Origin of the sequence: Neobacillus sp. SAB-20_R2A (assembly GCF_049568635.1) — a bacterium.
Classification (GTDB): Bacteria; Bacillota; Bacilli; order Bacillales; family Cytobacillaceae; genus Neobacillus; species Neobacillus citreus.
Genome location: NZ_CP145895.1, coordinates 628,774 through 642,019 on the forward strand (window position 1 = coordinate 628,774; position 13,246 = coordinate 642,019).

Here is a 13,246-nt window from a genome sequence, read left to right on the forward strand (position 1 = left end):
GGGATTTTTCTTTGCATAACCGAAAATTCTTCCTTTATTTACCGCAAAACGAGCTCTTTTCTATATTTAACCGTAAAACATTCGCTTATTTTACTTTTGCTGGTTACTCGATTAAGGTCACAAAGCTCATATTTAATAGGGAGTGAGTTTTTCCAAGAGAACGGTGAACAAGTAAGTGATGTATTATATAAATAAGGTTATTGTATTACTAATAAAGAAACTCGCCAATTCCTATGGCGAGTTTTACTTTTTTGCCAATACGCCTGTCATTTCGGCACTATTTTAAGAAAAGCACCTCAAAATGGAACCCTTTACTAGCTTGGTGTGGAGGTTTTTTTATTGTTTGATATATTTAAGTTAAGCTTTAAATGATTGGGGGCTGACCCCGTTTTTGCTTTTAAGGTACAAATGATTATTTGATGAAAGTGTTCACATAATTGTAGAAAAGCTTTAGAAAAGACTAATTTTATTTGAAATGTAATGTGATATTATTTTTTCGTAGGAATGTAGCAAGATGGAAACAAGACAATAATCCCGTCTCTGTCCTTCATAATTTTCCCCATCAAAACCACGTATCATGGAATCCTTAAGAATGTAACACCTCATGAATTATTCAAACGTATCGAACACCCTCTTAATTGAATCTCCACATATTTCTACCATACCAGCCAATCATTTTTCCTAGCATAATGTTTCAACAAAAGTTTCTAAATATATAAATAACGTGAAAGGAGTGATAAGACATGTAGTTTATTTATTATCATTTTTCAACTTCCTAAGGTGCAGTATATCATTTCTGGTTTACAAATTTATTTTTGAAGGAGGATTATAAAATGGGTCACGATATTTCAGGATACAATAAAGCAGGAGAAGAAATTGCTTATGCGCGGTTTAGCATGGGGAATTATAATGCTATCTTACTGTACAGTTTTTTTGATGCAAATGATTACAATGCAGGAGTTAGTGGATCAGGCGACAGTTCTACGTACTCAATACAACAAATTGAAATGGCCTTGAATTCCTACAATCATTTATTTGATAAAAGTGATTCCCTATCAGATAATGATCCTTTAAATTGGGATCAAAAACAAATCCTGAATTTTATACTAAACTGTTTAGCAACAGCGCAAAAAGAAGGGAGTGTAAGAGTGTTTTTTGGCTAATTTTTAAGACTGTTGCTGAATTACTCCATTTCGCTGCCGATCTCTATAGCTATCCAAAGTTGCCATTACAGCCAATCTTATGTATTTATTTTTCCCTCAAAAAACACCTGCTAGTCTTAGACATATATTCCTTACTAACAAAACCACACCTTGTACTTTATTAAATATCTCTATCGACAAGGAGCTTAACATTCTTCAGTTTTATATGATGTTCTCTATTGAACCATTTAATGAAATTGAGAAGGAAATAATGAAGCTTTCATATGCCGGACAACTAATTACAACAACTCTAATATTAGGAATTTTTAATGTACACATTTGTAAAGAGGAGTATCCGTTCCCTGTCGATAAAAAATTCCTTTCCTCATTATTAAATATGTGTTATTTAATCAGGCAAGCTGTCCCTTACGAAAAAATGCTTGTCCACATAATATTATATTAAGTGAAAATTTGATTTCATTTAATATATTTAAAGGGAGGAGTTTCAATTTGCAAGAAAGGGATAATATAGATTGCTCGGGTGCGGCAGACATGAATACCCCAAACGTAGTGCAGGACTTTCTCTATATTGGTGATGGCAGTGATAATACTGTGAAGCGTTTCGACGTTTCGGGGAATTTCCTTGGCACATTTGTCGTACCGGGGGATGGAGGCCTTAACGGTCCCCGCGGGCTTCTATTCGACCATGAGAGCAATCTTCTAGTCTCCAATCAAAATGTTGATTCGGGTAGAAACGGAAGCATATTGAAGTATAGTGGAAATACCGGTGCTTTTCTGGGTGAATTAGTTCGTTTCAATGGAAAAAACGCCCCGTTCGCGCCCCGAGGCATTGTCCTCTCCGAAGCAAACGTCCTGTTTGTGGCGGATTTAATAGGCAAAAATAATAAGAAACCGGGGGAACTTCGGACGTATGATGGAAGCGCTGGGACATTCTTGGGTAATCTCGATCATTCAGGTTTCAGCGGGCCATTCTATCCGCGTGGTGTGGTCATCGGTCCTGACGGTTTGTTATATGTATCTGTCTTTAACATATTTAATCCTAGTGATGGTTGGGTGCTTCGCTTCGACCCAGTGACAGGGGAGTATAAAGGAATCTTTGTTGGAAGCAGTGTTTTTAACGACCTCCACCGTCCGGAAGGATTGGTCTTTGGTCCAAACGGTAACCTCTACGTCACTAGTTTTCGCAAGGACACGCATGACACTGATAAAATTCTGGTCTTCGATCGAAATACGGGTATGCAGGTTGACAAAATTGATCTGTATAATGTTGGTCAGCTGCGTGCATTTGCACAGGCAATCCTGTTTGGTCCAGACGGAAAATTATTTGTCCCAATTACAGGCGATGGACCTGATCAAGGGTCGGTGCGACGCTATGATGTTCTGAGTAAAACGTTTGATGTGATTGTGCCTCCAGCTTCTGAAGATGGCCCGTTGGGAGAGCCTTGGTATCTGACGTTTGGCAATACAAATCCTGCGACCCTAGAGTATCTGGGATGAAGAACGAATAGGTACATGGGGACGGTTCTGTTGCATCATTTTTGTCCAAACACAAAAATTGTTGATTAAGGATAATGGTTATATATCAACTTCAAACTATAACATTTAAATAGAATCAACATAACAAGAGGATTTTATGATCTATATATGAGCATAAATCCTCTTTTTTTATACATATTAGAGTTGAATTAATTTTGGTGGAAAATTCGATCATTCCTATGTTTTGCAGTGCATTTTGGCAAAATGAAAACAAATAAAAATTTTTACTATTTAAACGTAGATTTAATAAGGTTTACAGAGTTGGCATATCTTTTACATATACTGCTAATAGGTAGAAATATTAACGGCAGCATTTTAGACTCACTAAAATTAGGAGGCTTCATTTCATGAACTATTCATCAAAACTGGTAAAAGTAAATAAAGATCCAGGGCATGGCTCACACATTCCCCCTGTTTATTTGACCTCAACATTTGTTTTTGATAATGCAGAAATAGGAGCACAACGTTTCGCAGGAGAAGATCCAGGATTTATGTATTCACGCCTGGGGAATCCCAATGTAAGAGAACTGGAAGAGAAGGTTGCGGAATTGGAATTTGGTGAAGGTTGTTTGGCTTTCTCATCCGGAATGGCTGCCATTACTGGCTGCCTTTTTGGTGTTTTGCAGGCGGGAGATCACGTTGTTGCACACACAGCGTTGTATGGGGCCACACACGCATTTCTATCCAAAACGGTAAAAAAGTTTGGCATTGATGTAACATTTGTACCGTTCAAGACAGGGGAAGAGATTGAACCACACATTACGGATAGAACGAAAGTGGTCTATTTTGAAACGCCCTCCAATCCTACGCTTTCCTTAGTGGATATGAAAAGTGTTGCAGCGGTCGCAAAGAAAAAGGGGATATTGACTGTTGTTGATAATACGTTTTTGTCCCCATACTTACAAAATCCTATTCTTTGCGGCATTGATATTGTCGTCCACAGTGCAACGAAATATTTATCGGGGCATGGATACCTTATTGGCGGACTTGTGATTTCCAACAAGGAGATTATTGAACCGATGCGAAAAGAAGTGCAGAAAACGTTGGGAGCTAATTTGTCCCCTATGGATGCCTGGCTTCTCTATCAAGGAATACGTACATTGCACATTCGTATGGATCGCTCACAAGAAAATGCACAAATTTTGGCGGAGCGCTTGGAAAAACATAAGGCTATAGAGAAGGTTTACTTTCCAGGATTGGCCAGTTTTGAAGATAATAATATCATGAAAAAACAAATGAAAGGTCCTGGAGCCATGATTTCTTTTGTCTTGAATGGGGGATACGAGGCGGGTGTTAAACTGATGAATTCAGTAAAACTGAGCACTTTAGCAGTTTCGCTGGGGGATGTAGGTACATTAATTCAACATCCAGCTTCAATGACACATGCAATCATCCCTAAGGAAGAAAGAGAAAAAGCAGGTCTCGTTGATGGACTCGTTCGTTTTTCGGTCGGCATTGAAGATGTTGAAGATATCTGGAAGGATCTCGAAATGGCTTTGCAATAACGGTGCGTCTTAAGGAATTTGTTAAGCGGAGCTGGTAGGTGGTGACACCGGCTATCACGATCCATGTTTGTGGAAAGCAATGAAGGAAATTTCCGGTATTCGTTCCTTTCGACGAAGAAGGGCTATATCTTGCTGGAGTAAAGCAGGCTGGATACTCCCCTGCCTAGTAATGGACAATTTACCCTGATTAGTCATAACCCCTAGAGAAGGTTATGGGCCTTTCATAACTCCCGGGTGCCCCAGTTTTTTTAGCGTACGGTCGTTATGAACCTTACCATAACACCCGGGGACCTCTGTTTTAATAGCGTACGGGTGTTATGAGCCTTTCATAACGACCGGGTGCTACAGTTTTAATAACGTTCGGGAGTTATGAACCTTTCATAACACCCGGGTGCCCCAGTTTTTTCAGCGTACGGTCGTTATGAATCTTACCATAACACCCTGGGACCTCTGTTTTAATAGCGTACGGGTGTTATGAGCCTTTCATAACGACCGGGTGCTACAGTTTTAATAACGTTCGGGAGTTATGAACCTTTCATAACACCCGGGGACCTCTGTTTTAATAGAGTTCGGGAGTTATGAGCCTTCCATAACTCCCGGGGACTACAGTTTTAATAGCGCTCGGGAGTTATGAGCCTTTCATAACGACCGGGTGTCCCAGTTTTTTCAGCGTACGGTCATTATGAACCTTACCATAACTACCGATGCCCACAGTATAAGTACCGAAAAAGTGAAAAGAGAGTTTTTGCGGATGTTAGCTAAAATGGAGTTAAACCCCGCAAAAATGGAATTGGTCATTGGCTTCTTTGAAACGTATTTAAAATTGAATGAAAGCGAGGAGAAGGAACTAATGGAAGAGATTAAACAATTGGACAAAGACGAAGCTGAGCAAATTTTAAAAATTACCTAATTCGTGGAGAGAAAAGGGATTACTTGAAGGTATACAAAAAGGGGAACGAAGCCCAAAGAAAAATAGCCCTCTATTTGTTAAAAGAGGGATTACCGATTTAGCTGATTGCAGGAGCAACAAATCTTGATTATGCTGCAATCGAAGAGTTGAGTGAAAAATTGTAATACTCAAATACTATGGCTATTATGGTCTTGACTCTTTTGGGGATCTGATCCCGTTTTTGGGCTAGAATAAACTATGGAGAGGGGAAGTCCTTCTCCATAGTTATTTTAAGTGGTAATTACAACCATATAGGCGATATTATAAAACTTTATCCTTCTGCTTCAATCCAATCCCAATTTCCAATTCACCTGATGCCACTTTATTCAAGTGCCACCACCATTCTTCAAGTGGTTCGGCCGAAAGTGAGAAATCATAGACCTTTCCGAGATGCTCCACCATTCGTTCTACATTTTCGAGCAGCTTTAAATCATATTTCATCAGAAGAATTCGCTCTTGCTGTGTCATGTTTGAGGAACCTTTGTAGAGTCTGCTGCGGCGGTGCAGCATATCAATTGTTTCAAAGGGGCTTACTTCAAAGTCAGTAACATCTTCTCCGTAATATTCGATATCCTTTAAGAATTCCATGTTTGCCACACCTCTTTAATTTTACCAATATAGCTATAACCTTTTGCTTCGTCTAAGTAATTAAAATAATTATCAGCAATCATCGCTGTATCAATAATACCATCTTCACCAATTATAACAATCCAAGCGTTTCCATCTGCAAAAATAAAGTAATTCTGTAAAAAGCCTTCTTTAAAATAGATATAAATATCGTTCTCCTTGTCATTAAGTATATTCATAATCAATCTATTATAATCCTGTAGTTCCCAATCTAGTGGAATGTGTCGGCGTTTCTTTCGTTTTAATAAGTGATAATATTCCTTCCCGGGTTTCCAAGAAGGACCATGTTGATTAATGATTAAAAGAATTTGTTTAATTTGATTTTTTAGTGCAATGTTGAAGTTATTACACCTTCTGTCTAAGGCTATTTCCTTAATTATAATTGCAATTTTTGGCATTACGAGTCTTCAATCATGGAGATTTTATGAAGATAATATTGATCTAACGACTGTATTAAATAGCACGAAAGTATAGCCTAAATTTATATTATAATAAAAGCATCGTTTGGGATTTTCTTGAAAAGGTGTGAGGGCTTTGGAAGAGGCACTGCTACATGGCAATATCATAAACATAGAAGCAAAGAGACAAGAGCTTGAATCTGAAAGTTTTAGTAGAGACGATATAATAAGCAAACTAAATGATCAATACCGGGTGCTCTCCAAAAAAAGAGCATTTACCTGCCGTTGCTGCAATGAATCCGTCAATATGAATTTAACAAAAGAAGAAGGCTGGCCCTTTTACTTTAAACATTATGATGGAAAAAAATGCTCTTATTCAGAAAACAGTAAAACCTATGAAAAACAGGTGTCCTCGCAACAAGATAAGCAAAAGAAAGACATTGGCTTAACAGTCTTCAGAGAGATATTAGAAGGGCAGCTAAAACCCATTGGGGCAGAAATTGAACGGGGATATTTTTATAAAAAGAAGCTTTCGTTTATTCCGGACTTTATCGTCCGTTTTCCACATTCTAAGGAACGCTGGGCCATTGATTATTACACCTCAATCACACAAGGCGGCTATGCCCAAAACATTGAAAAACGGTTAGCAGCCTATAGTAAGGAAGGTTTTAAAGCATTTTCTTTTATTGACGATGTCTGGCTGGCAATTGATCCTGAAACCAGCAAGGGGACGCTGCTTACACCTGAGATGCAGGTCACAAGGAAGAGTCAAGAAGATGAAGTGTGGGACCATGCATTAAACCATGACCTGCCATTGGATATTCAGACTATTATATCTGAGGTTACTGACCTTCCGTTTCCCGTGGAAACCAGAAGTATTGCTTATGTCGATCCTGCTTCACGCAGTTGTAAAATCATTAGGTTTGCCGTAATCAATCGAAATAACAGCAATGTAACCTTTTTAAAACTATCAGAACCGACGATTCCATTGGAAAGAGCATTAACTTTAAATACTAGGCAGGACGACTTCCTCCTGTATCTTGATCATGAAGAAGAGCTACGACTAGCATTTCTCGATGAAATAATGGACAAGCAGCAGCAAGCAGAACGTGAAGAAATGGCTAGAAGAGAGGCTTTGGAAAAAATAAAGCGGGAAGAGGAGGAAAGGCTGGCTGTTGAACATTTTTTAAAATTAGAAGCATTGGAACGTGCTGAATCTGTTAAAAAGAATAAGCAAATAGATGATGAACAAATAGAGCGGGAAATGGCCCAACGTGCGGAGGAAGCAAGGCAGCGACCAATTGATATGACGCCCGAACAGTGGGAATGGCGTAGAAAAACAGGAAGAATATATCCATCAAGAGAACCTGGGGCAGTTCGGCGTCCATCTATTCAGGCAGAAAGCGAATATACAAAACAACAAAGAGAGAAATTTCTAGAGAAGCTACTGACGCACCCAATCAGGGGAGACCAATTCATCGATGGCCCGCCATCAAAATGGCGTGCGTTTACATTGAAATGGATAAATACTCATCAAGAGGGAGACAATTTAATAGTTTCCATGAAGGAGCTATTAAGTGATATGAAGGCTGGTGAGATTACTTTTAATCAGATAGATTCTCACGTGGAGCATCCAGTGAAGGAGTTTTTGTTGTTTTACCAAGCTGGGTTGAAGCGGGAGATGAGAAGGAAGGTAAATATTATCTTTCTTGATTAAAAATGGGGACGGTTCGAGACAGCTGTTGCCCTCCTTTCAAACTTTTAGATAGTTTAAGTGCTTGTCATTTCCCACATTATGTTGAATTCTTCAGCATTATTGGGGGCGTGGCAGGCACTTTTTTTTATTTTTTCTTCTTCGTTTTCCCTATTACAAAAGACTCATTTTTAAATTGACCTAATCTTGCTGCGGAAGGATAGCGGCGGCAGTTCATAGGCGCTTAGACCTAAATCAATAAATCTCCATAAAACTAAAGATGCATCTGGACGTCACAGTAACAGAAACACGCCAAATGTCAGTTGATTATCATTTTTTTAAAAATATAGACAATAAACTGTCAATTATGCTAATATTTTCCCTAGCATATTAGAAATCTAGCATCATGTTAAAAGTAATGAGAAGTGAGGTGACCATTATAAAAAACTAGTGTACAAGTTGTTGTAAGCGATATCATGGACCGGTTAACGGCGCCTAGTATGCTAAGAAAAAAGGCAACACATGATTATGAATGGAAGGAGAGATCTTTATGTCAAAAAAATTTTCAAAATTCATACTATTGTCACTTGTCATCATTTTCATTTTTGGACAGGGGAATTATGCTTCAGCTACGTCAACTGCTCCTACACCGGAACCAATTTTACAAGTAGAAAACCAGAGGATTAAAGACGGATATTACACGAACTTAAATAATCAAGTGGATAAGCTGAAAGCACTGGATGAAGGAACGATTGTTGTAAGATTTCAATATACGGGCTCGTCCATTATGTCACTATTTTCTTTAAGTAATAATCAAGTCCGGGATGGTCATTTTCATCTTTACATTTCTCCGTCCGCGATTGGAAGTGAAAATCGCCTTGAGAAGCCGGGAGTAGTCAAGACGAATGTGCATGTTAGCACCCCGGTGAATTTGAAAGAAGATAAAGTCTATACTCTTGCGATGGTGTTAGACAAGGAAAAAGGGTATAAGTACTTTTTGGATGGTGAATTAATCAAGGAAGATTCACAGTCTCCGAGGAAATTCTTAAGTAACATTTATGAGCCAAACAGCGCGCAATTAGGGAGAACGGAAAGGTTATCAGGCAATCAATATCCCTTCAACGGTAATATTGATTTTGTGAAAATTTACAAAGAGCCGCTTTCTGATGAGGCGTTAACAAGCATTACCGGTGAAACCAAAGCTGCATCATTATTGAACCCTATGCCTGATACAGCTAAGCTTACCAATCCTTTCAGCGTATTTTATCCAGGCTTCATGGATTCCAATAATTACCGAATTCCATCTTTGTTGTATAGCAAAAAAGGAACACTAATAGCCGGTATCGATCGCCGAGTTGAAAGCGGAGGCGATTCTCCAAACAATATCGATGCTGTCATCCGACGAAGCTTTGATCAAGGACAAACATGGGAAGCAGATGGAATTGTCATCAATGATTACCCTGATAAAGCATCTAATATTGACTTGTCACTCTTACAGGATCAATCCAATGAGAGAATTTTTTCGCTAGTTGACGGTTTTCCTCATGGAGCGGGACTGATGGGGGGCTTTGGTACAAATGCGTATAAAGGAACAGGGTTTAAAACTGTAGATGGTAAAGAGTATCTGTATTTAAAAGATGAAAGCAACCAGGAATACACGATTAGAGAAAATGGAATCGTGTATGACGAAAGTGGAACACCTACTGACTATTCGGTTGATGAGGATAGAAATTTATATTTGAAGGGTGAGAAAATAGATAACTATTTCAGCCAAACCTCTCCACTAAAACCTTTTAAAACATCTTATCTTGAGCTGTATTATAGCGACGATGAAGGAAAAACATGGACAGGACCCATTGATTTAAATAATCAAGTAAAAGAAGAATGGATGATCTTCTTAGGGACAGGTCCAGGAAACGGCATCCAGCTGACTGAGGGCCCTAATGAAGGAAGACTAGTATTTCCTGTGTATTTTTTAAATGAATATAATAGACAGGCGAGTGCCGTTATTTATAGTGATGACCACGGTAAAACATGGCATCGCGGGGAGTCTCCAAACGAAGGCAGGGTCGTCGATGGAGAGACCATCAATGAAAGATATTTTACAAACTATAATCATGAAATTACAGAATCACAAGTGGTAGAAATGCCGGACGGCCAGCTGAAATTATTCATGCGCAATCACTCAGGATATGCACAAATAGCGACAAGCTTTGACGGCGGGGAAACCTGGGATTCTGAAGTAGTGACGGAAAAGGCTTTGACAGCACCATACAGTCAAATGTCAGCTATTCGTTATCATGGCCAAATAGATGGCAAGGAAGCGGTTATCTTTTCCAGCGCAAGTGACTCCGCGAGCAGAATAAACGGAACAGTTAAAGCTGGGTTAATTGAGGAAGATGGAACCTATGAGAATGGCCGGACAAAATATTCTTTTAACTGGAAATACAGCCAGCTTGTGAAAGAAGGCCAGTATGGATACTCCAGCCTCACCAACCTGGCAAACGGTGATCTCGGCCTATTCTATGAAGGAACGGCCAATACGGTTATGTCCTATATTCAATTTAATACGGATTTCTTAAAATGGCAGAAGTATAAACCAGTACCAAAGCCAGTCATCCAATCATTCCATGTTTTATCAGAAAATCCAGTGCCATATCGTCCTGGGGAGAAAATCAAAGTAGAGATTGTATTTGATGACTTTGTTATGTTAATGGGAAATAAACGGATTAACGGCACGATAGGCGGAAAAGTAGTCCCATTTGACCTAGTGGAAAAAACGGACAATACCCATTTTGTTTTTGAAGGAATCGTACCGGATATCAAACCAAGAGCGTATACGGCGGAGTTTGAATTGGATCCGAATCTTTCTATCTATAATGTTTATGGGGAATTATTTGAGCCAAATCAAGAAACGGCAAAATTCACCGATAAGATAATCATCAGGGCCGAATAAAGGGGTATAGCTGTTACGAAGTATCATTTTGGTTCCTTTGTAACAGTTTCCTCCAACAGAAAAAAATCGATTCTATCATAATTAAGAACATGACATTTTTGTCCACCCTATACTCTAAGCAACTGCTTGTTGTTTATAATATAGACACTGGAGTCTTTTCCAATTTTGGAGGTGGATGAAAATGACAACGAACGCTATGGATAAAATGAAAGGTATTAAGCCATCCATTGTCATGGAGCAAAATAAGCATACATTTACTAAATCAGAAAATAAGATCTATGAATACATCCGGGACCATACTCAACAGGTGCTATATCATTCTTTAACCGAGTTATCGGAGACATGTGGAGTAGCGGAAGCCACCGTTTTACGTTTTTTTAGAAAACTAGGGTTTAAAGGGTTTCAAGATTTTAAATTTTTGTTAGCGCAGGAAGTCACACTGTCTGCACAGAAAGACGACCATGAAACCATCATTAAAAAGGTCAGAAATAATATGGTACAGGCGATCAATGAATCATCTGAAGTCATCCGATTGGAGGAATTGCAAGCTGGAGTAGAAATGATCAACCAGTCAAATGATGTGGTCATTTTTGGCATCGGGGCTTCAGGTATTGCTGGGTTAGATATGCAGAATCGCTTAATGAGAATTGGAAAACATGCAGATGTTGTCACAGACTCGCATTTTCAAATCATGAGAGCAGCGTGTGCGACCGAGAAAACCGTTGTCATTGCGATCAGCCTGACCGGAAGTACAAAAGACATTGTAGATGCTGTGGAAGTGGCCAAGGGAAATCATGCGAAAGTGATTGCCTTAACTAGTTATGTTAAATCTCCGTTAACAAGGTTTGCTGATTTAGTCTTATTATCATCTTCAAAGGAGAGTCCATTAGATAGTGGATCATTAGTATCTAAGATCTCGCAGTTGTATCTTATTGACCTTCTATGTACGGAAATTGCCATGCAAAATTTTGAAACGGCAAAAGAGATTAACATGAGAATATCGAAAAATTTATCAAGCAAGCTTTACTAGGACTTTTGAATAAAAGTACAGTGTTGGATATCAATAGATTCCACATGTTGAGGTACTACAAACGGGGAGGAAATGTCTTGAAAAAGTTTTGGATTGCAGCCATTACATCCATGCTTGTTATTGGAGGTTATATCGGGACGAATGCCAACGCTTCCGAAAACGCAAAAGCAGAGATCAAAGATAACGCTTCTCAAAATGTTAAATCCGTAAAAAGAATCACATGGGAACATGCAGGGGAGCTGGAGGCACAAAAGGGATTTGAAAAGAACATAGGTACGGCAGGAGTGTTATCAGGCTCTTATAAAAATTATATAATTGTCGGAGGAGGAGCGAATTTTCCTTATGACACCGTCTTAAATGGAGGGGCAAAGGAACATTACTCAGATATCTATGTTTACAAAAATGAAGACAGTGGATTAACGATGATAGAACATACGAATCTTGATCATAAGATCGGCTACGGGTCGTCCATCACGACAGATAAAGGTGTTTATTATATCGGAGGAAGTCCGGACAAGGAACATGCAGACGATATCCTGTTCCTGACAATCGATAAAAATAAAAAACTGAAAGTGGAAAAAGTAGGCGATTTGCCATTTACGATAAGTAATGGGATAGCCGTGGAGAAAGATGGTAAGTTGTATATTGGACTTGGTCAGCAGAATGGAAAGGATAGCAATAAATTATATGAATATGATTTAAAGACGTCCAATACTAGAGAACTAGCATCCATACCAGGAGAGCCGGTCAGGAACCAAAGTGTGGCTCAACTATTAAACGGAAACCTATATGTATTTAGTGGCGGAGGATCGATTGCTTATACAGATGGATATAAATATAATATCCAAACAAATAGCTGGTCAAAGGCTTCCTCCGTAAAAGTTGATGATAAAGAAATATCCCTGCTTGGTGCCAATTCTGTCAAATTAAATAATGATGAAATGCTGGTAATCGGAGGATTTAATAAAGAAGTCTATGATGATGCGGTGAAAAATTTAAATACGTTGCAAGGCGAAGAGTTAGCGGCCTTTAGAACGAATTATTTTACGGCTGATCCTTATGAGTTTAATTGGAATAAACATGTACTTATCTACAATGCCAAAAATGATTCGTGGAGATCGGTAGGAAAGGTTCCATTTGATGCACCATGTGGTGAAGGCTTAGTTTTAATGGATAACCAAATTTTCTCGATAAATGGAGAAATAAAGCCTGGGGTAAGAACGAACGCAATTTATTCAGGGACTATACTAAACCATTAAACTATACTGAACCTAATTTTTTAGAGAAGAAATGAGCAGGCTGCATAGTGGCCTGCTCCTTCCTGTTTTATTAACAGAAATTTCTCCGCTTATTTATCAAACGCACTTTAGCTAGTGGAATCCCCAAAAA

The 13,246-nt window shown here is 38.8% G+C and carries 9 protein-coding genes and 1 pseudogene; 8 read left to right on the plus strand and 2 right to left on the minus strand.

Annotation, left to right across the window (positions count from 1 at the left end):
• Positions 1-833 precede the first annotated feature (833 nt).
• From V5M37_RS03095 to V5M37_RS03110, 4 genes and pseudogenes are all read left to right on the plus strand, one after another.
• A complete protein-coding gene (locus tag V5M37_RS03095) occupies positions 834-1,163 on the plus strand; it encodes a hypothetical protein (RefSeq protein WP_423800701.1) in 330 nt (109 codons plus the stop codon).
• A 489-nt stretch (positions 1,164-1,652) separates the two neighbouring features.
• Positions 1,653-2,660 carry a hypothetical protein gene (locus V5M37_RS03100; RefSeq protein ID WP_423800702.1) on the plus strand — a complete coding sequence of 336 codons (1,008 nt, stop codon included), beginning with the start codon at positions 1,653-1,655 and terminating at the stop codon, positions 2,658-2,660.
• Positions 2,661-3,046: 386 nt separating this feature from the next.
• Positions 3,047-4,204 (plus strand): trans-sulfuration enzyme family protein, encoded by a 1,158-nt coding sequence (locus V5M37_RS03105; protein WP_423800703.1) that lies wholly within the window; start codon positions 3,047-3,049, stop codon positions 4,202-4,204.
• Positions 4,205-4,931: 727 nt separating this feature from the next.
• A pseudogene (locus tag V5M37_RS03110) lies at positions 4,932-5,125 on the plus strand (DUF4351 domain-containing protein); the annotation flags it as partial.
• A 289-nt stretch (positions 5,126-5,414) separates the two neighbouring features.
• Here the strand turns inward: V5M37_RS03110 and V5M37_RS03115 are convergent.
• Positions 5,415-5,741: a hypothetical protein gene (locus V5M37_RS03115; RefSeq protein WP_423800704.1), complete on the minus strand. Its 327-nt coding sequence runs from the start codon at positions 5,739-5,741 to the stop codon at positions 5,415-5,417.
• Positions 5,729-6,178, minus strand: coding sequence for a hypothetical protein (locus V5M37_RS03120; protein WP_423800705.1), 450 nt, complete (start codon positions 6,176-6,178; stop codon positions 5,729-5,731). The genes V5M37_RS03115 and V5M37_RS03120 overlap by 13 nt, the downstream gene beginning before the upstream one ends.
• 136 nt (positions 6,179-6,314) lie before the next feature.
• Between V5M37_RS03120 and V5M37_RS03125 the strand changes: the two genes are divergently transcribed.
• From V5M37_RS03125 to V5M37_RS03140, 4 genes are all read left to right on the plus strand, one after another.
• Positions 6,315-7,895, plus strand: coding sequence for a hypothetical protein (locus V5M37_RS03125; RefSeq protein WP_423800706.1), 1,581 nt, complete (start codon positions 6,315-6,317; stop codon positions 7,893-7,895).
• Positions 7,896-8,421: 526 nt separating this feature from the next.
• Entirely contained in the window at positions 8,422-10,827 is a 2,406-nt protein-coding gene (locus V5M37_RS03130) for a sialidase domain-containing protein (RefSeq protein ID WP_423800707.1), read from the plus strand.
• 181 nt (positions 10,828-11,008) lie between these two features.
• Positions 11,009-11,857, plus strand: a complete 849-nt coding sequence (locus tag V5M37_RS03135) for a MurR/RpiR family transcriptional regulator (protein WP_423800708.1) — start codon at positions 11,009-11,011, stop codon at positions 11,855-11,857.
• Between the two features lie 77 nt (positions 11,858-11,934).
• Entirely contained in the window at positions 11,935-13,116 is a 1,182-nt protein-coding gene (locus V5M37_RS03140) for a cyclically-permuted mutarotase family protein (RefSeq protein WP_423800709.1), read from the plus strand.
• Positions 13,117-13,246 lie beyond the last annotated feature (130 nt).